Source organism: Geitlerinema sp. PCC 9228 (assembly GCF_001870905.1).
Lineage (GTDB): Bacteria > Cyanobacteriota > Cyanobacteriia > Cyanobacteriales > PCC-9228 > PCC-9228.
In genome coordinates, this window is the sequence record NZ_LNDC01000009.1 from 1 (window position 1) to 20,592 (window position 20,592).

The window sequence follows — 20,592 nt, forward strand, 5'->3', positions numbered from 1 at the left end:
TCTTTAAGAAAGATGGCTACGACTATCAAGTCAATAAAAGTCAATTATTGTCCAGTAAATCACCTATTAGGAAGTAGCAGGTGGTGGCAACGGATTTTCCCGATCCGACCCAGTTTGACCCAGAAAGTCCCTATTTCGATCCAAAAGCTACTTCCGAATCCCCGCGCTGGTATACGGTAGAGGTTGCGTTTGTTCGGGATTTTCCCGAGATGATTTCTTTAACCACCCTCAAACAAATGTTTTCCCCAGAAGAATTTTTATTGGTGAAAAAGGGCAATCGGCTTTCGGTGATGCCGGTGGGCGATCGCGTGGCGGCAGAAATTCTCAAGATGGTAGAATAACGTCTTAAGCTTCCATTTGACGGCGGGTCTGGCAAAATAAAAGCCACAAAACCAACACCACTGCCAAACCAAGACTGGAAAACGCGATCGCGGGAATATTGAAATTGCGAACAGCGATCGCCACCAGCGCCCAAACCGTCACCAAAGGATAAACATTATCCCGACGCCGCCAGCGCAAAACCGCCGCAATCGCCGTACTCGCCACCGCCATTACCACAGTCCAAGTAGCTGGTGCCATACCGCCTCCCTGCCAACCAGCAGCATACAACGCGATCGCCACATTCACCACCGTAGCCACACTAATCCACCCTAAATACAAACTAATCGGAGCCTGCAGCCACCATTTTTCCTGGCGAACCGCCCGTCGCATTCCCACCTCCAGTCGCAGGTAAGCCGCGATCGTTGCTAGCAAAATCACCACCATCGCCACCAGAGACCAAGCATAATAGCGATAGAGAAAAACATACACCCAAGCAATTTGTGCCAGCATCGCCAAAACCACAAAATACCCCGCCCGGCGCAAGCGTAAATTTTGCCCCCAAGCGGGTCTAGCTTGATAAATCCCAAAACCAATCAATCCCACATAAATCAACCCCCAAATGGCAAAAGCATAGTTCGCCGGGATAACCAACACATCAGCGAAGATGGTATTGGCAATTTCGCCAATGGTTTTTCCACCAACGGGCACGATATTAGAAGCCACATTGGTCCCAAAGGCCGCCAAAATCGCCAATAACGTTACAATTTGCCGAAACCGGTCTTTTTGCTGCCAATACTGCATCGTTTTTTCCCGCCAGCATAGTCTTTAGGGGAGCGTGGGAGATGGGGAAGCGTACCAAGCGTGGGGGCGTACCGAGGGTGGGAGATACAATTGGTTATTGTTAGAGTCGATGCCGGGATCACCCCCGGACACCTCTCCTTCAAAACCGGACTTGACAGTTTCCCGCTCTAAGGCTCCTGGGAACGGGTCCACTGACTAAGGTAGGGTTTATGGGGATTTCTCCCGTAGTCCCTTACCTTCTGAGTTTTCACCCCTTTCCGAGGTGGGCATATTCTTAGCATTACCTATTGAGCATGACGGAGGTTCAAACATCAGTTCACCTTTCGATTAGCCATACCCAATTGCTAGGAGGGATTCCCGATACGACTACGGGTTACCTCCGTTTTACCCGGCTTCAGCTCTGAGATCCGCCCCCAGCACTGCGGGTAATGCTTTCAACCAATGCACCTTGGTGGGAGGACTTTCACCTCCATTTAACTTGAGTTGTCTGGGGGTAAATACCCAGCGACTAATCCCCCGAATCAATGGTTCGGTTGATAATCAACGAATCGCACTGCCCCCATGCCCCGACGCTCCGATCCCCGTCTCTGCCCAAAAACTTACAAAGTCAAAGCATGGGGATCTTCTTCAATTTGCGCCGCCAAATCTTGCAGGAACGCTGCCGCATTGGCACCGTAAATAATGCGGTGGTCGCAGGTGATGTTTACGCGCATTTGTTTGCGGATAGCAAAGGTAGAGGCATCGGTCGCTACCACCTGTGGTTTGGAAGCACCAATAGCTAAAATAGACCCTTGACCGGGAGGCAAAATAGCATCGAAACCATCGACCCCATACATGCCCAAATTGGAGATGGTAAAGGTACCGCTGTTGTATTCTTCCGGTTGCAACTGCTTGGTACGGGCGCGTTCTACCAGGTCTTTCCAAGTACGGGAGAGGGAATAAAGATCCAAGCGATCGGCATTTTGTAACACTGGGGTAATCAAACCGCCGTCTCCCATAGCCACTGCCACGGCAATATTAATTTGTCCGTTGTAGAGGGTACCTTGTTCGGTATAGCTGGCGTTGAGGAGGGGATGCTTGCCCAATGCGATCGCTACGGCTTTCGCCAGCAACGCTGTCATGGTCACGCCTTTGGGTTTCAGTTGCTGGTACAGCTCGTCCAACTTGTCCGTGGTGATGGTATAACCCACGTGAAACGTCGGTACCCCCACAGCGGCATTCATATTTTGAATCACCGCATTTTGCAGGGTATTGAACGGCATTACTTCCCCTGGTTTCGCTGGGGCAGCTGGGGCTGGTGGTACCGGGGGTTTAGCTGGTGCTGTAGCGGCAGAAGCAGGCGCAGGAGCAGGCGCAGGAGCTGGGGCTGGCGCTGGGGTGCGCCCGGCAGCTGCTTCTACGTCGGCTGCAACAATGCGCCCGTGGGGACCGCTGCCTTGGAGGCTGCTTAAATCCACATTGAACTGTTCGGCGAGTTTGCGGGCTCTGGGGGAAGCCACCGTACGTCCGTTCCCACTGCTGGGTTGGGTAGCTTCCGTCGTAGCTGCCGCCTCAGCCGTCACGGGAGGTTGTGCTGTAGCGGGGGCCGATTCACCGCTAATGCTTTCACCTTTTTCAATTTGGGTGGCTTGTTTTTGTGCTTCGGGAATTTCTGCTTCCGTCTCTGCCAGCAGGGCAATGCTGGCCCCCACAGGAGCAATTTCGCCTTCCGAAACAATGATGGTGGCTAAATAACCGTCGTAGAACGATTCCACATCCATGTCGGCTTTATCCGACTCTACCACCACTACGGTTTCGCCTTTCTCCACCTTGTCTCCAATTGATTTGGCCCAAGAAACAATTTTTCCTTCGGTCATGGTGGAACTGAGGGCGGGCATGAAAACTTCGTGAATCATGGATGGTCGCTTCCCAAATAAGTAATATTTTTCGATTTCAGAATTAGAAAAGATTAGCAAATAAGCCAGAAAAAAAACAACAGCCAATCGCTAACAAAACAGTAGGGTTGTCCAGAGGAACGAGGCTCAAACCAGTGCTCGATCGGTGCGATTGGTACGCTCGGGACCAACAATTTCTAGATTTGTTTTTCGTGGATTGCCGTTGGTTGCTAGATTTTTAGAAATCTTGGCACAATCTCTAAAAATCTAAAAATTTTTCTTGTTTTTCTTGCCAAGCTAGCACGCCGCTTTAGGTTGGTTGCCGAAAAACGCTTTTTATAGAAGCGATCGCTGGTTTTCCGTGGCTACAAAATTGATTTTCCCAAGAATTATTTTTGGCATAGCAACAGAAAATACCAAGCGATCGACTTCCCTAAATTTGACCGCGAATTTCTTCCACCACACCATCTCTAAGCACGATTTCCACTTGCATTTTTTGGATTAAATTATCTCCTTTTTCCAATTGGAAAAAACTCTCTACTTGCCCTTGATTCACTTCTTGCTCCATTTCAAACTTTTGCACTTGCTGTAACTGTTGCAAAATGCGGTTTTTCTGCTCTAGCAATTCCCGCTGTTTCTGATTGACTTGGTTCTTGACATCTTGGCTGGGCTGGGGAGACTCGCCAGATTGCCCTTGGGGGGCTTGTTGTTGGACTTCAGACATAGCCCGCTGTCCTTGCATTTCCAACTGCTGCAGTTGTTTGTCCAGCTGGTTCATTTGCGATTGCAGTTGGGTTTGCGCGTCTTCTTTCCAGCGAGGGGTCACAATCGCTTTGATCGTGACGTTGCGCTTGAGTAAAAGTTGGGGATTGGAATTGGAAGGATTCATAGACCTGTTTGGGGAAACACCATCAAAAATTCAAGTTCGCAGTTGAATATCAGGAGGCAAACATGCTGTCAATCGTATCGCGATATCGTTCGGATACAACCTGCCGTTTAATTTTGAGCGTCTGAGTCATCATGCCATTTTCCGGCGCAAAGGGGGTCGAAATCAAGCGAAACGCACCAATACGCTCGTCAGGACGATAGCCCGGTCGCTCCCGAACGTTACGGTTTAACTCTTGTCGCACTAAATCTTGCACGATCTTGTGGTCGTGGTCAATCTCTTGGGCATCAGAATTGTGGGAAATATTTTTCGCCCCATCCAGGTGTTCGGGCAGGCGCAGGCGATAGTTTTGCTGGCTAGCCCACTCGGCGAGAGCTTCCCAATTAGGCACCACCAAAGCCCCCAAGGTTTTTTGGTCTTGCCCTACCAACATAATCTGGTCGATGTAAGGACTGCGCAGGCAAGCTTCTTCGATCGGTTGGGGTTCGATATTTTCCCCATTGCTCAGCACAATGGTATCTTTGGCGCGTCCGGTCAGCACCAACTCGTTTTTATCGGTTAGCCAACCCAAATCCCCGGTGTCAAACCAACCTTCTTCATTAATGGCTTGGCTGGTGGCTGTCGGATTTTTATAGTATCCCTGCATGATTTGCGGTCCGCGCGCCATCACCAATCCTACTTCTCGTGGGGGCAGGGGATGGCGGGTTTGGGGGTCTACAATGCGAATTTCCGTTCCCGGTAAGGGCAACCCAGCACAACCGCGGCGATTTTGCCAGGAACGTCGGGCAGTTAAAACGGGGGAGGTTTCGGTTAACCCGTAGCCCACCAACACTTCAACGCCAATAATTTCATAAAAAGTATCCACGTGCATGGGCAAAGCACCACCACCGCTGACCACGGTACTGAGCTGTCCCCCCAAGCCCGCTAGGATGGTTTGGTAGGCTAGGGGTTTGGCGATCGCGTGGACCGGCCACAAAAGGGCAGCTTGCACCCCTGCTAGCCAGCGAGAAAGACCAGTGGGTGGTTGGCTGCTGAGGGTCATTTGTTCCCAAATTCGTTTTTTCTCAACGTAGCGTTGGGAAGTTCCCAATAAAAACCAAACCAGCTTTTGCCGGCTGCGGGGTTGTTCTTGAATTTGTTTGCGAATGCCTTCGTAAATGGATTCCCACAACCGAGGAACGCCAATGGTGACTTGCGGTTGATAGGTTTTTAAATCCTTACGGAAATGCCGCAGTTGGGTATAAATTTGGGTGCATCCTTGCGAGAGCAGGAAATACTCGCAACTACGTTCGTAACTGTGCCAGGTGGGCAAAATCGACAGCACCCGCGTTCCTGGGGGGGGAGCAACTACGGTGCCGATGGTGTTCACCTGATGCAGTAAATTGCCGTGGGTAAGCATGACCCCTTTGGGTTTGCCGGTGGTGCCGGAAGTGTACAGCAAGGTGGCAAGGGTATCGTGTTTGGCAGGGGTGGGGGTGGGGGATTGCTGTTTGCCGGCTGCAGCAACTTGGGAAAAGTTCCAAACCGGAAATGGAAAGTCTTGCTCTTCTGCGGGGGATTCGTCGGAGAGTAATACGCACCAATGAACGGTGGCATCGCCAAGATGGGGGGATAGTTTTTGCAGCAAAGCGAGATTGTCCACCATCAAACCGATGCTGTCGCTGTGGTTGTAAATGTAAACCAGTTCTTGTACGTCGGCGTCGGCACCGCGGACCACGTTAGAAGCACCGGCAGCGAGCAATCCTTGGTCGGCAACTGCCCAGCGGGGACTGTTGTTGGCAAAAAGGGCGACTCTGGGGGGTAGGTCGCTGTTTCCTTGGACAAATTCTGACAGGTGCAGTTGGCACAGGTTTTGCAAACCGGCGGCAAATTCTAAAATTTGGGAAACCAATTCCTCATAGGTAAGTTGAACCGGAGGTTTAGCGTGGGGATCGATAATGGCTATGCGATCGCCAAATTGTTTTCGGGTAATTGGCCAGATTTCGGGCAGCGATCGCAGTTGGCTGTAATCGACTAATTGGGATAAATTCGTTTGCTCTTGGGAGCTAAGTTGGTGGTGGTTGAAAGCCATCATTTTGCTATTTTGCCTAAATAGGGTCTGCTTCTGTTTTATACAAAGTTTTAAGCGCTTTCGCTATCTTGTTTATCCATTATGAAGGCTTCTAGGAGATAATTTGTTACAAGAAGACAGAAATTCAACCGTCCCTAGCATTGGTTTTGTTGGTTTCTTTGGTACGATTGTTTAATTTTTCTATGAGTAAATGGTCAAGTTGTAAAGTTTATCTGGGATACAGCGATCGCCCTAGCAGGGAATTCCGCTGAAACAGACATCTCCTAGGGGCCTTAAGAAAAAAATACTTCCAAAGGGCAAGACGAAAGCCGTTCGCTTGCATGGCTTCTTCCAGTAAAACCACCAAACGCCAAAGAATTTCTGTTGGGAAGGTGGTGAAAAGCTTCCCCAGAGCTAATAGCTCAACCGCAAATCTCCTCCCTTCGGAAAACCTATGCTAAAACAGAGTATCAACCAATCTTTTAACAAAATAAAAACCGCGATCGTTGATATCCGTTGTTTCTACAGTCTAGAAACTTGGCTTCCGAAAAACAATTGTTGTCTATTGAGAGACAAATCGTTGCAGAAATGACTATTGACGAACTTATCCAAATAGTAAACGCTAGCTTACCGACCCCGCTGACACCTTTGCAAGAGTTTTTATTGCGTCAGAGTTGGGAAGGCAAAACCTACGCCTATATGGCCCGAGAAATCCACTACGGCCCGGAATACCTGCGAAAAACTGCTTCTAGTTTGTGGTCTATTTTGAGCGACTTGTGGACAGAACCCATTTCCAAAACCAACCTGCGGTCAAAATTTGAACAACAGTGTTTAACCAGAACCCAACAACAACTGATCGAGCGGAATTCAAGCGATCGCATAGTGGAGGAACCCCTATTTTTCCCTGGCGGTCCTATCCCCGTAGATTCTCCCTATTACATTCCCCGCCAACCAGTGGAAGAACTAGCGTACGAAGAAATTTGTTTGCCAGGGAGCGTCATTCGCATCAAAGCCCCCAGAAAAATGGGCAAAAGCTCCCTCATGCTCAGAATTTTAGAAAAAGGAGAACAGGCAGGCTTTGATGGGATAAAAATTGATTTTCAGCAAGCCGAACGGGAGGTATTTTCTAGTTTGGAAAGATTTTTGCGTTGGTTTAGTGCAAATGTTGCCCGTCAGTTACAGTTAGATGCCAATCTAGATCGTTATTGGGATGTAGATATTGGCACCAAAGTTAGCTGCACTTTATATTTTCAAGGATATATTCTCGCCAATATAGAAAAACCGATTATTTTGGCACTCAACGAAGTTAACCGCGTCTTTGAATATCCAGAAATTGCCCAAGATTTTTTATCTTTACTGCGGGGATGGTACGAACAAGGCAAACAGGAAGCCATTTGGAAGCAGTTGCGCATGGTTTTGGTCTATTCTACCGAGATTTATGTTCCCCTGAACATCAACCAATCACCTTTCAATGTGGGGTTGCCTTTGAAGCTGCCCCCTTTTACCCTCGACCAAGCCCTAGAGCTAGCCCATCGATACGGTTGCCAAAACCTCAGCACTACTATGTTGAAGAAACTAGTCGCTCTGGTGGGTGGACATCCTTACCTACTTTCCCAGGCTTTGTATCACACTCGCCGGTATAACGTGCCACTGGAACAAATTTTACAAACAGCTTGCACCCCAAAGGGGATTTATCAGAATCACTTACAAAGTTTGATGGCTATTTTACAAAACCAGCCAAAACTTGCCCAAACCATGCAGCAGGTGGTTGTCTCTCCCCAAGGAATCCCGGTTGACCCAGTAATTGGCTACAAATTAGAAAGTTTGGGACTTGTTCAATTAGAGGATTGTCATGTTTTCGTAAGTTGCGAGCTATACCGTCGCTATTTTGAAGCCCAGCTACCAAGGTTCAACCTCTCCTCTGGGAAAACTGATGGTACCGCTCCCAACACAGCGATCGCCGATGGGGAAACGCAGCTTCCCTTTGACCGAGCGGCTGCGGCTAATTGTCTTCATGAGTTAGATGGAAGCACCCAACTGGCGAGCCGTCCTTACTTTGACCGCTATTTGCAACAACAATGGCAGCGATCGTCCAGCGATCGCACCCCGATGTCTCTAATTTTATGCGAACTATCAGTAGATTTAGAACAGCAATTGCTCTCACTATCAAAGTATAGAGGCGAATACAACACCATAGCAAACTGCCTGCAGCAAGTAGCCAGGGTCATTTGTACTTGTATTCGACGGCAAAGCGACCTAGCCGCCAAATATAGCAGTCAGGAATTCGCCGTCATTTTACCTCAAGCCGATACCGAAATAGCCAAAAAAGTTGCTGAAAGAATCCGTCAAAGCGTCAAAAACTTAAAAATTGCCATTCCCAGTAACAAAGGCAACCAGCAAAACCCAAACTTTCTGACAGTAAGCATCGGCGTAGCTAGTGCCATTGCCAGTAGCGATCGCAGCGACGCCACCACCATTTTGCTAGCCACAGACTTTGCCCTACGCCAATCCCAAAGCGAAGGCGGCGATCGGGTAACGGTGAATTCAACGTTGTTGGGTGAGTGAGTTTCAGCATCGGAGCAAAAAATTCATTGCACTTTTCTATCTCCCAAGCTCGGTACGCTCGGTACACTTCCACGCTGCCAAGAACCTCAAATTATCCTCCAAAAACCAAGGAAGGCACTGCTTGGGAAACAGCGCCTTCCATAGCAAACAGACGGCTATAGGGAAGTAGGTAGCCGGGCAGTTACATCATGCCCATGCCACCCATACCCATACCGCCCATGCCGCCCATGCCGCCCATGGCGCCCATGCCGCCACTGGGATCGCCACCAGCGGATTCGGGTTGGGGCTCTTCAACGACCAGGGCTTCGGTGGTCAGGACCATGCCAGCCACAGAAGCAGCGTTTTGCAGGGCAGCACGAACTACTTTTGCCGGGTCGATGATACCGGCAGCAATCATGTCTTCGTACTCACCGGTAACGGCGTTGTAGCCGATGTTAAATTCGGTATTCCGTACTTTTTCGACAACCACAGAGCCTTCGGCACCGGAATTGTGGGCAATTTGACGTACGGGGGCTTGTAGCGATTTGGCGATGATATCGGCACCGATACGCTCTTCTTCATCGAGGGTATCTCGTAGTTCTGCCACCTTGTTGGCTAGGTGAATAAGGGTCGTACCGCCGCCGGGAACGATGCCTTCTTCTACCGCCGCTTTGGTGGCATTGAGGGCGTCTTCAATACGCAGTTTGCGGTCTTTGAGTTCGGTTTCAGTGGCAGCACCGACTTTGATCACCGCGACGCCACCGGCTAGTTTAGCAATGCGTTCTTGTAGTTTTTCTTTGTCGTATTCGGAATCGGTGTCTTCTAGTGCCTGACGCAGTTGGCTGATGCGTTTTTGCACCGCTTGTTGGTTCTTGCTGTCAGTATTGGCAACGATGGTGGTATCGTCTTTGGTAATGGTAATCTTGTTGGCGGTTCCCAGTTGGTCCATGGAAACATTATCCAAGGTCAAGCCGATGTCTTCGGAAATTAGGGAACCACCGGTCAGGATGGCGATGTCTTGTAGCATGGCTTTGCGGCGCTCGCCAAATGCGGGAGCTTTAATCGCCGCTACGTTTAACACGCCGCGAGACTTGTTCACTACCAAAGTCGCCAGGGCTTCCCCTTCGATATCTTCGGCAATAATTAATAGGGGACGACCGGAACGAGCCACCTGTTCGAGGTTGGAAACCAAATCCTGAACGGCACTGATTTTCTTATCCGTAATCAGGAGGTAGGGATTTTCTAGTTCTACGACCATGCGTTCTTGGTCGGTGACAAAATAGGAGGAAAGATATCCTCTATCGATTTGCATCCCTTCCACTACGTCCAGTTCGGTGGCGAGGGATTTGGATTCTTCTACGGTAATTACGCCATCTTTGGTGACTCGCGCCATGGCGTCGGAAATCATTTTACCGACTTCTTCGTCACCGCCGGCGGAAACGGTAGCCACTTGTTCGATGGCTTCCCCTTCTACCGGTTTGGCAACGGAGGCAATTTCTTTCACCAGGTGGTTGACGGTTTTCTCGATCCCGCGTCGTACGGCTACAGAATTGGCACCTGCAGCAACGACTTTGAGACCCTCGCTAATCATTTCTTGAGCGAGGACGGTGGCGGTGGTGGTACCGTCTCCGGCGAGTTCTTTGGTTTTGGAGGCAACTTCTCTAATGAGTTGCGCGCCGGTATTTTCTAAAGGATCTTCTAGTTCGATGTCTTGGGCAATGGTGATGCCGTCGTTAACGATTTCTGGGGCACCGTACTGCTTTTCTAGGACCACGTTGCGACCTTTGGGTCCCATGGTAATGCGAACGGCGTTGACGAGGGCGTTAATCCCTGCTTCCAGCGATCGCCGCGACTCTTCGCGAAATTCTACCTGCTTGGCCATACTTGCTTGCTGCTCTTAGAGCTCTTCAAATAAAAAATTTAGCACTCCCTTGGCTGGAGTGCTAATTCGTAGAAACCGTACCTTAGCCGTCCGATCGCGTTGTGGCTACCCCAGCGATCGCTTAATCGCGACCGCCGCCGTTGATAGCGATTAACAAGCGCAAAATGAAGATAAACAAGTTAATGTAGGTCAAATACATGCCCAGGGCAGCAGATAAGTATTGCTCGTCCTTGTAGCTGCGCGGCATGATGTAGAAATCTACCACAGCCATACCGGCAAAGATAACCACGCCGATACCAGAAATGGCGAATTCCAGCCACCCAGGGGTATAAATCCCAAACAGACTGAACAGCAGCTGGCCGAGTAAAACTACAATAAGGGCAATTAATCCCAATTGTACCGTTTGGGCTAGCGCCATGCCATCGCGATCTGAGAGGTTGGAACCGATTTGTCGCGCGGCAATAAAAGTAATGCCGCAACCGCCAGCAGCAATGCCGATGCCTGGCAAGCCAACCCCAGAGGTACTCAGAGCTACCAAAATAATGGCGCTGAGGGTATAGCCAGACAGCAGACTATAGGTGGCTAAAATGGGGGTAGCGGTGGCATTGTTGCCTTTTTCCGCAACGTTGCGAGCCACGAAGAACAGGACAATTTCGGCAATTAAAGCGACCCAGAATGAAGGCATGAAGGCGTTGGGATAGTTGGAGATTACCCCCAACCCGCCGTAAACGCCTAAAGCAGTGAGAATCAAGCCGCCCCCTACAAAGGGCAATGCCTTGGGAATAACATTAGGACCAATAACGTCTTGGCTTTGAGCCTGACGATAGGCTTCCCGAAAGTTGCTATTTAAAGTCATGGGCTGTATTTTCCTCTCAAATTCTTTTTCAATACCTTTTCTTCTCTATTTTGGCAAATTTTGCAGGTCTTGTTGATTTGGGGAAGGGGTGGTTGGTCCCTCCTCTTCCCCTGCTGTTCCTGTAAAGACCGAGATACAACCTATGAAAATATATACAAATTATAAAAAATTGCTGTTGGTGAAGAAAGTAGGTTGGCGCTGAGAGACCCAACCGCGATCGCTAGAATGTCTTGGTTTGAGGAAAAATAGTGTTGCTTTGCCTATCCTTGATGTCCCCCCTTGGTTTATTTGTTTAAACAAGTTTTCATAAATAAAGTTTAGCACAGGAAGGGAACTTTTTTGTTTTTTGTGGAACCAAAATAAGCGATCGCTAGACACACAGGGGAAAGCCACCGCATCTCTGAATGCCCGTGCAAATATTCTGAAATCCCTGTATGAAAAGAACTTTGGTTTTCTTAATAAAATCTCTCTTGACAACCAAATGGTTATTAAGCGTTAATAGAAACCACGATCCAAATTCTATTTGGTAAAGCTTGTTGACATATAAATCAGATTTGAACCTATGATTGCTGACCTGCAACAACGCAAAAACGTCGGTCTTTGGGAGCGGTTTTGCCGCTGGATTACCAGCACCGAAAACCGTCTTTACATCGGTTGGTTTGGCGTTTTGCTCATCCCCACCGCTCTGGTATCGGCCATTGTCTTTACTTTGGCATTTATAGCAGCCCCTCCCGTAGACATTGACGGCATCCGGGAACCAGTCACCGGCTCGCTTTTATACGGCAATAATATCATCACCGCTACTGTCGTTCCTTCTTCCGGGGCCATTGGCTTGCACTTTTACCCCATATGGGAAGCCAGTTCCATGGACGAATGGTTGTACAACGGCGGTCCCTACCAAATGATTATCTTCCACTTCCTGATTGCCATTTACACCTACATGGGTCGGGAGTGGGAACTGAGCTACCGGCTGGGAATGCGTCCTTGGATTGCCGTAGCCTTTTCCGCACCAGTGGCTGCCGCTACCGCCGTTTTGCTCATTTATCCCATCGGTCAAGGCAGCTTTTCCGACGGCCTCATGCTAGGCATCTCCGGCACCTTTAACTTCATGATTGTCTTCTCAGCAGAACATAACATCCTCATGCATCCGTTCCACATGCTGGGGGTCATGGGCGTTTTCGGTGGTGCTTTGTTCTCCGCCATGCATGGTTCTCTAGTGACATCCAGCATTATTCGGGAAACCACCGAACTCGAATCCGCCAATAACGGTTATCGTTTCGGACAAGAAGAAGAAACCTACAATCTAACTGCTGCCCACGGCTATTTGGGTCGCGTCTTTTTCCAACATGCTTCCTTCACCAACAGCCGTGCCTTGCACTTTGTTCTTGGTGCCTGGCCCGTTATTGGAATTTGGTTTGCTGCTTTGGGCATTAGCACCATGGCTTTCAACCTGAATGGGTTTAACTTCAACCATTCAGTTCTCGACAGCGAAGGACGGGTCATTTATACCTGGGCTGACATCATTAACCGCGCTAACTTGGGAATTGAAGTGATTCACGAACGTAACGCTCACAACTATCCCTTAGATTTGGCAGCTAGTGAGGTACAGCCAGTGGCTGTGAGTGCTCCTGCCATCCACGGTTAATCGCCCGTCCGGTATGTAAAAACCACAATTAAAATTGTAGGGTGAGCAATGCCCACCCTACTAGCGCATCTAGGTTAAAATTGCTGGGTAGCTTAATGGCTAGATTCTTTCCAAAGCCAAAATCTTAGCGATGGTGTCTACCGCACCGTTCCTTCGGACCATCGCTTTACCTACCAAATTAAAATGGACGTGCTCCTACGAAAAATATGTTTTTGGCTAGATGGTGCCTGTTTTTTTAGGGTTCAATAAACGGATTTTCCCCAGCAAGCGTAGAAGCAAAAAAATCACCCCACCCAAGGCTGGCCATCTGGATGGATTTCCTGGGTTTTCCCAGCAAACCGAAAATTAACTTTCGGCTGGGCTGGCAGGTTGAGATGCCTTCTGCAACATCAAACCGTATTCCAAACCTTCAACAACGGCTTGATAGGAAGCATCGATGATATTGCCAGAAACACCGACGGTAGTCCAACGGGTTTCGCCGTTGCTCGATTCAACCAAAACGCGGGTGGTGGCAGAGGTTCCCGAGGCACTGTCGAGAATCCGCACCTTGTAGTCGGTGAGGTGGTATTCGGAAATTTCCGGGTACACGTTAATCAAGGCTTTGCGCAAGGCAGCATCTAAAGCGGATACAGGACCATTGCCTTCGGCAGCTTCGATAATGTCTTTCCCACCCACGGCAACTTTGATGGTGGCTAGGGAGGTGGTATAGCTGTTCTGTTTGTGGTTGTGGACGTAGAATTCCTTGAGTTCAAAGAAATTCTGACGTTGCCCCAAATATCCCCGCATCAACAGCTCGAAGCTGGCTTCGGCGGCTTCAAATTGGTAGCCTTCGTTTTCTAGTTTTTTCAGTTGGTTGAGCAATTCCCGAGAAGCGGTGGTATTGCTTTGTAGGTCGATGCCAAAGCTTTTGGCTTTTGATAAAATATTGCTCGTGCCAGATTGATCGGAAATAACAATTCGACGTTGGTTGCCCACCACCTCGGGTCGGATGTGTTCGTAGGTGAGGGGATTTTTCTGCACTGCGGAAACGTGGATGCCCCCTTTGTGAGCGAAGGCGGAACGACCGACAAAAGCTGCATGTTCGTTGGGGGCTAAGTTGGCCACCTCGCTGACATAGCGGCTGGTTTCGGTTAAGTGGGATAGCTGTTGTTCGCTCAAACAGTCGTATCCCAGTTTTAACTGGAGGTTGGGCACCAAGGCACAGAGATTGGCATTGCCGCAGCGTTCTCCGTAGCCGTTGATGGTTCCTTGGACCATGGTGACGCCACCGCGAACGGATTCTATAGCGTTGGCAACGGCGGTCTCCGAGTCGTTGTGGGTGTGAATGCCGTAGCGAATCCCAGCGCTGGCAGCTTCTGTGCCGATCGCATCGTAAACTTCTGTGAGAATTTGCTGGATTTCGTGGGGGAGTTTGCCGCCGTTGGTATCGCAGAAAACCAACCATTCCGCACCGGCTGCGATCGCGGCTTGGAGGGTTTTTAAAGCGTATTCGGGATTTTGCTGGTAGCCGTCAAACCAGTGTTCCGCGTCGTAAATGACCCGTCGCCCCTGCGATCGCAAATATTCGATGGTATCGCCAATCATGCGCAGGTTCTCGTCCAAAGTGGTTTGTAATCCTTCGGTGACGTGCAAATCCCAAGATTTGCCAAAAATGGTTACCCAACGGGTGCCCGCCGATAGGATCGCCTGCATTTTCGGGTCTTCGGCAGGGATTTTCTTGGGATGGCGGGTGGAACAAAAAGCCACCAATTCCGCATGTTCTAAAGGTTCTTCTTGCAACCGCCAGAAAAATTGCACATCTTTCGGATTGGCCCCCGGCCATCCCCCTTCGATAAAATGAACGCCCAATTCATCTAGCTTGCGGGCAATCCGAATTTTATCTTCTAGGGACAGAGAAATCCCTTCTCGTTGGGAACCATCGCGCAGGGTGGTGTCGTAAATCCAAACTTGATTGGCTGGTTCGGCAGTGGAATGGTTTGTATGGATCATGGCAACAAAGCTAGAAGAATTGGGATACTACGAGATTTTTGGCAAGATGGAAGCAACCATACATTTTCGGATCGAACGACAGTCGCTGACTAGCAACTGGCAAACTCGTTTCGATCGCGATCGCGACCGGAACCAAGTTTTGGACTCGATGGTTTGGTTACCTCACCTATTGTAATGGCTGGAGTCGTTATGCCAAAAGTAACTGCTCAAGGAAAAACCTTTGAATGTCCTCAGGGAGCCAATCTCCGCCAAGTGCTGTTGGAAAACGGCGTAGATGTATATAATGACTTGGCTTCCACCATTAATTGCCACGGTATTGGCACCTGCGGCACCTGTACCGTTGCCGTGGAAGGAGACGTTTCCCCAGCCGGTTGGCGGGAGAAAAGTCGCCTCAATCTGCCGCCTCATTCTCCCAGGAAAAATCGCCGCTTGTCCTGTCAAACCAAAGTGTTGGGAGACGTGCGCGTAACCAAATACGACGGATTTTGGGGACAAGGCGATCGCTTGCGATGGACCCCCGAGGGGTAGAGGATAGTCCCAGGATAACCTACCCATCGGACCAATCGATCGTTGTTCCCCTCAATTTATCAGCAATTAGACCGTAGAAAAGAATCAAAAATGACCAACCGCGAAATTATCGTTATTGGTGGCGGCATCATTGGTTTGAGCTTAGCCCTGGAATTAAAGCAACGCAGCCGCGACAGCCGGGTAACGGTGCTCAGTCGCGACGATCGAGAAGCCGCGTTGTACACTGCAGCCGGCATGCTCGCTCCCCAGTCTGAAGCCATTCCACCAGGACCCATGCTCGATCTGTGTTTGCGCAGTCGTTCCATGTATCCGGAATGGACGCGCCAACTGCAGGAAATTAGCGGTATCGACCCTGGCTATTGGGCGTGTGGCTTTCTAGCGCCTTTTTATGCCGGCGAAGAAGCGGATGCCTCCCCACCGCAACACAATTTGGCCCCTTCCTATTGGTTGGACCGCGAACAAATTCGCGAATTTCAACCTTACTTGGGGGAAGAAGTTGCTGGTGGCTGGTGGTATCCCGAAGACGCTCAAGCAAACACTGGCATGCTGGGCAAAGCCCTACGAACCGCTATCGCTGAGGTTGGGGTGGAATTGCGCGAAGGGGTAACGGTAGAAGCGATTGTCCAAGCAAAAGGTCGCGTTGCCAAACTGCAAACCACTGCCGGCGATTTCACCGCCGACCAATACGTTCTGGCGACGGGGGCTTGGTCTCAGCAATTGCTCCCTATCCCGGTTTCTCCCAAAAAAGGACAGATGTTCTCGGTGCGGATTCCGGGGGCTGGGGGGAACACTAACGGACAAACCAATAGTAAGTTTGCTGATTTGCCCTTGCATCGGGTGTTGTTTGGTCCCTATACCTACATTGTTCCCCGGCGCGATGGCACCATTGTGGTGGGGGCGACAGTGGAAGATGCGGGGTTGACCCCTTACAATACGCCGGCTGGCATCCATGCTTTGTTGGGGCGGGCTATGCGCCTGTTTCCGTTGCTGCGAGACTATCCTTTGGAGAGGGTTTGGTGGGGCTTCCGACCGACGCCACCGGATGAGTTGCCAATTTTGGGTAGCAGTCCTTGCGAGAATTTAACTCTGGCAACGGGGCACCATCGCAATGGGATTTTACTGGCACCGGTGACGGCACAGATTCTCGCGGATTGGATGTTGGATGGAAATGCCGATCCGCTGCTTGCTCATTTTCACTGGCGTCGGTTCCAACCTTCCCACTCACCTGCTTATGAGGAAAATGGTGGCAATGGCGATCGCGGCACCTCCATTTCCCACGTATCCCCACAAGATGGCAAAACTATGCAATTTGCTACGCCAAAGCACAATTTCGATAGCAACTATATACCAGAGTGGAATGGTTCTAGCGATCGCTTGGAAATTGGCGATCGCTGTTTTCGCTCTCGGTTGATTACTGGTACGGGCAAATATCGCAACATCAGCGAGATGCAACATAGCCTGACCGCCAGTGGCTGCGAAATGGTTACCGTCGCCATTCGCCGCGTACAAAACAACGCACCCGGTCACGAAGGGTTGGCAGAAGCAATTGACTGGAATCAAATTTGGATGCTTCCCAACACGGCAGGATGCAAAACCCCAGATGATGCAATTCGCGTGGCTCGCTTGGGGCGGGAAATGGCGAAAATGTTGGGGCAGGAAGATAACAATTTTGTGAAGTTAGAGGTCATTCCCGACCCCACCTATTTGCTTCCCGACCCGGTGGGAACCTTGGAAGCAGCAGAAAAATTGATTCGTGAAGGATTTACGGTGTTGCCTTACATCAATGCCGATCCCATCCTCGCCAAGCGTTTGGAAGAAGTGGGTTGTGCCACGGTGATGCCTTTGGGGTCTCCCATTGGTTCCGGTCAAGGCATTCAAACGGCGGCCAATGTGCAGATTATTATTGAAAATGCCCAGGTACCGGTGGTGGTGGATGCTGGCATTGGTACGCCTTCGGAAGCAGCCCAAGCGATGGAAATGGGGGCAGATGCGGTGTTGATCAATACCGCGATCGCGCAAGCCAAAAATCCCCCGGCTATGGCCAGGGCAATGGCTATGGCAGTGGAAGCCGGACGTTTGGCCCGTGCAGCCGGACGCATTCCGGTCGCCCAACGCGCCAATGCTAGTTCGCCGCTAACGGGAACGATTACTTCCTAGGTTGCATAGTCGATCTAAAAATACATGCTGGGGGCGAAAAAATTCGCCCCTTTTATTTTTGGTTCGGTCAGCTTTACAAAATTTGGCCGAATATCGCTTTCTAGCCTCTGCCTGCCATGGGAAGCGGTAAGGCTCAACCTGGCTTTTCGGAGGCAACCGAACCTTCAAAGGGAAGTAAAACCGAACAGAATAATATAGCAAGGACATTGACATACTTGCAAAGGATTGTTACATTTATTAACAGAAATGAAACAAAAGCTTAACAAACCACCTAAGGAGGTTGCTATGACAACGATTTTAATTGCTCTATTTGCCATCGGCTGGGTTGCTGCTGCCCTACTAGGAACGCAAGCTTACTTCCGCGGCGAACAAAGCAAACCCATTCACCAACGTAACTGGCGTTCTGATTCCTTTGAACAACTAGCCAAGTCTGTAACCGGTCAAGATACCGACTACAGCACCCGCACTCCGGCTTATGGGATGGATGCTTACGCCAGCAACACCCTTCCCAACAGCTAAGAATCTTACCGAAAAATCAAGGAAAAGCTTACAGAAAAATCTAACAAGGAGGTTGCTATGACAACGATTTTAATTGCTCTATTTGCCATCGGCTGGGTTGCTGCTGCCCTACTAGGAACGCAAGCTTATTTCCGCGGCGAACAAAGCAAGCCCATTCATTCCCGCAACTGGCGTTCTGATTCCTTTGAACAATTAGCCAAGTCGGTCACCGGTCAGGATACTGACTACAGCACCCGCACTCCGGCTTATGGGATGGATGCTTACGCCAGCAACACCCTTCCCAACAGCTAAGAATTTGTCCTAAGAGCGATCGCGAAAACGGCTCAAACGGCAAAAATGTCTAGGGAAAACTGCATAACAGCCACTATCCCCCCACCGCCTGCTCTCACATCCCGAGGAGGCGGTTTTCCATTGCTTGCAAGATCTGGCCATTTTAGATATAAAATTGGCTAACACGTTCAATGGATTAATGGATTTCTATGAACGATCCATCTGCTTCTCAGGACCAAAGTAACAAATTGCAAGATGTATCTGTAAGTGGTAGCAGCAATACCATTACTTTTGCACCGGTTCAAAACACGACCATCGAAAGCCAAATCCTGCAAATCTCGGCACGGGAGATTACGCAGCGAGAACTCATCAAACATTCTCCCTATCAAGGATTAAGACGCTTCAATACCAAAGATCGCGATCGCTTTTTTGGCAGGGATAAGCTCATCCAGCAACTGCTAGAAGCCATCAACAGCAACCAATTTACCCTCGTGACAGGCGCTTCTGGCAGTGGCAAATCCTCGGTGGTTAGGGCTGGTGCCATTCCCGAACTGCGGAAGTCGTTGGGCAACCAAAAATTCTACGACTTTATTTTTACGCCCGGCGAAGACCCATTTGCCTCCTTGTATCGATGCCTTTTGAGCGAGGAAAAGGACTATCAATTTCGAGAATCGGAAGCCAAAATCGCTTTGAAACCGGAAGCGCAAACGCTTTTGAATGTAGTTGAGAAGCTGAAAGACTCCGACAGCCGTTGGCTTTGGTTTATCGACCAATTTGAAGAAGTATTTACCAACTGTGGAGAAGAAGAAGTTCGCCAGCAATTTTTGCAGGGATTGGCAGATGTCATTGCCCAAGCCGACGATAGCTTGCGCGTAGTTTTGGGCATGAGGGCGGATTTTCAAGAGCATTTTAGCTACTATCCTGCTTGGGGAAAGCTCATCAACCAAAATAGTTACTTTTTTGTCGCAGAAATGGAACCGGAAGAACTGCGGCAAGCCATCGAACAACCAGCCGCCCAACATGGGATCGTATTTGAAGAAGGATTGGTCAAGCAAATTATTGGCGACGTGCAAGGGCAAAAAGGGTATTTGCCTTTGTTGCAGTATACACTAGATTTGCTGTGGAAACGAGAATGCGAAACGCAAAACGAACGTGGTGAGGCGCATATTGAAGACCGGACCTTGAACTGGCAAACCTATCAAGATTTGCAGGGGGTTCGGGGCGCTTTAAAAACCCAAATAGAGCAAATTTACCAGCAGATGAGCTTGGAACAACAACAAGCAACCAAGTCTATTTTGCTAAAGTTGGTCAATATTGTCCAGGCAGAAGGGGGCGATCGCGTGGTTTCCCGGCAAGCCCATCGCGACGAGTTTGCCGAAGGCACCACCAGCGATACATTACAGCGACTCATCGATGAAAATTTATTAGTAAGCAGCTTGGCGTATGAAGACCGGGAAACTTATCCAGGTATGGCTGCTGACCGTGCCAGAAAGCAAGTAGCGATCGTGGAGCTTGCTCACGAAATTTTATTGGTGTCTTGGGACCGGTTAAAGCAATGGATCGAACAAGAGAAAGAAGCGATCGCGCTAAAAAACTTTCTCACCGACGAAACCCAACGCTGGCAGCGAGTGCGAAACGAACGTGGCGAACAAGCAGCACGAGAAGAATTACTGCAAGGAACCCGACTGGAACAAATCCAGGCTTTGCGTAGAGCTGGCGCTTTCGAGCAACTGGGTGGCTTGCGGGAAATAGAAAATCAATTTTTGGATGCCAGTTTGACAGAAGGGGAAAGAAAAGCTAGACAAGCGCAAAGGCGGCGTCGGAATGCGATGCTTGGTTTGAGCATTTTTTCTGGGGTGGCTTTGGTTTTAGCTTCGGTTGCGGGATGGCAATGGCGGCAAGCACAAAAAGAAAGTATTGTCAGTCAAGCGCAAGCGGCTCGTGCTCTTTATCTATCGGGAAGCCGAGTGGAAAGTTTGATTGAAAGCTTGGAAGCCTACCAGAAACAAGAAAATTCTTGGCTGATGGGCGATCGATTTCTACGAATTGACCGCAATGTAGCGCAATTTATATATCCCAGCCAGCAAAGGATGGCAAACAGTAGTACTCTCCAACACGAAGGTCCGGTCACTCACGTAGCCTTTAGTCCAGATGGCAACACCATTGCTTCTGCTAGCTGGGACAATACGGTGAAATTGTGGAATCGCCAGGGAGAACTCTTGCAGACTCTCGGGCACGAAGGTGATGTCTCACACGTAGCCTTCAGTCCA

16 protein-coding genes are annotated in these 20,592 nt (G+C 49.7%); 9 read left to right on the forward strand and 7 right to left on the reverse strand.

From position 1 onward, the window contains the following. Window positions 1–80: 80 nt before the first annotated feature. On the forward strand, window positions 81–341 hold the full coding sequence (locus tag AS151_RS00415; protein ID WP_071515102.1) for an EVE domain-containing protein: 261 nt from the start codon (window positions 81–83) through the stop codon (window positions 339–341). Between the two features lie 4 nt (window positions 342–345). Here AS151_RS00415 and AS151_RS00420 read toward each other — a convergent pair whose 3' ends face one another. The 4 genes from AS151_RS00420 to AS151_RS00435 form a co-directional block, all read right to left on the reverse strand. Further along, on the reverse strand, window positions 346–1,122 hold the full coding sequence (locus AS151_RS00420) for a tryptophan-rich sensory protein (RefSeq protein WP_071515103.1): 777 nt from the start codon (window positions 1,120–1,122) through the stop codon (window positions 346–348). A gap of 599 nt (window positions 1,123–1,721) precedes the next feature. Next, entirely contained in the window at window positions 1,722–3,017 is a 1,296-nt protein-coding gene (locus AS151_RS00425; protein ID WP_071515104.1) for a dihydrolipoamide acetyltransferase family protein, read from the reverse strand. A gap of 412 nt (window positions 3,018–3,429) precedes the next feature. After that, window positions 3,430–3,885 (reverse strand): YlqD family protein, encoded by a 456-nt coding sequence (locus AS151_RS00430; RefSeq protein WP_071515105.1) that lies wholly within the window; start codon window positions 3,883–3,885, stop codon window positions 3,430–3,432. A gap of 49 nt (window positions 3,886–3,934) precedes the next feature. After that, on the reverse strand, window positions 3,935–5,956 hold the full coding sequence (locus AS151_RS00435) for an AMP-binding protein (protein WP_071515106.1): 2,022 nt from the start codon (window positions 5,954–5,956) through the stop codon (window positions 3,935–3,937). A gap of 564 nt (window positions 5,957–6,520) precedes the next feature. Here AS151_RS00435 and AS151_RS00440 point away from each other — a divergent pair. Then, window positions 6,521–8,497 (forward strand): AAA-like domain-containing protein, encoded by a 1,977-nt coding sequence (locus AS151_RS00440; protein ID WP_071515115.1) that lies wholly within the window; start codon window positions 6,521–6,523, stop codon window positions 8,495–8,497. Between the two features lie 181 nt (window positions 8,498–8,678). Here the strand turns inward: AS151_RS00440 and groL are convergent, their stop codons facing one another. Together groL and AS151_RS00450 are read right to left on the reverse strand one after the other, a co-directional pair. Continuing rightward, window positions 8,679–10,358: a chaperonin GroEL gene (groL, locus tag AS151_RS00445; RefSeq protein ID WP_071515107.1), complete on the reverse strand. Its 1,680-nt coding sequence runs from the start codon at window positions 10,356–10,358 to the stop codon at window positions 8,679–8,681. A 121-nt stretch (window positions 10,359–10,479) separates the two neighbouring features. Further along, on the reverse strand, window positions 10,480–11,214 hold the full coding sequence (locus AS151_RS00450; protein ID WP_071515108.1) for a Bax inhibitor-1 family protein: 735 nt from the start codon (window positions 11,212–11,214) through the stop codon (window positions 10,480–10,482). A gap of 562 nt (window positions 11,215–11,776) precedes the next feature. On the opposite strand from AS151_RS00450, the gene psbA reads away from it, so the two are divergent. Further along, window positions 11,777–12,859, forward strand: coding sequence for a photosystem II q(b) protein (gene psbA / locus AS151_RS00455; RefSeq protein ID WP_071515109.1), 1,083 nt, complete (start codon window positions 11,777–11,779; stop codon window positions 12,857–12,859). A 345-nt stretch (window positions 12,860–13,204) separates the two neighbouring features. Here psbA and cimA read toward each other — a convergent pair whose 3' ends face one another. After that, window positions 13,205–14,848, reverse strand: coding sequence for a citramalate synthase (gene cimA, locus AS151_RS00460; RefSeq protein ID WP_071515110.1), 1,644 nt, complete (start codon window positions 14,846–14,848; stop codon window positions 13,205–13,207). Between cimA and AS151_RS21800 the strand changes: the two genes are divergently transcribed. The 6 genes from AS151_RS21800 to AS151_RS00485 form a co-directional block, all read left to right on the forward strand. Next, window positions 14,847–15,023 (forward strand): hypothetical protein, encoded by a 177-nt coding sequence (locus tag AS151_RS21800; RefSeq protein ID WP_170861263.1) that lies wholly within the window; start codon window positions 14,847–14,849, stop codon window positions 15,021–15,023. The genes cimA and AS151_RS21800 overlap by 2 nt on opposite strands. 14 nt (window positions 15,024–15,037) lie before the next feature. Next, window positions 15,038–15,376 (forward strand): 2Fe-2S iron-sulfur cluster-binding protein, encoded by a 339-nt coding sequence (locus tag AS151_RS00465; RefSeq protein WP_071515111.1) that lies wholly within the window; start codon window positions 15,038–15,040, stop codon window positions 15,374–15,376. A gap of 90 nt (window positions 15,377–15,466) precedes the next feature. Next, window positions 15,467–17,533: a glycine oxidase ThiO gene (gene thiO / locus AS151_RS22985; protein ID WP_071515112.1), complete on the forward strand. Its 2,067-nt coding sequence runs from the start codon at window positions 15,467–15,469 to the stop codon at window positions 17,531–17,533. A 285-nt stretch (window positions 17,534–17,818) separates the two neighbouring features. Continuing rightward, window positions 17,819–18,052: a hypothetical protein gene (locus AS151_RS00475; RefSeq protein ID WP_071515113.1), complete on the forward strand. Its 234-nt coding sequence runs from the start codon at window positions 17,819–17,821 to the stop codon at window positions 18,050–18,052. A gap of 57 nt (window positions 18,053–18,109) precedes the next feature. Continuing rightward, window positions 18,110–18,343, forward strand: coding sequence for a hypothetical protein (locus AS151_RS00480; RefSeq protein WP_071515114.1), 234 nt, complete (start codon window positions 18,110–18,112; stop codon window positions 18,341–18,343). Between the two features lie 188 nt (window positions 18,344–18,531). Then, window positions 18,532–20,592, forward strand: a 2,061-nt coding sequence (locus AS151_RS00485; protein ID WP_244532787.1) for an NACHT and WD repeat domain-containing protein, incomplete at its 3' end; no start/stop codon positions are given.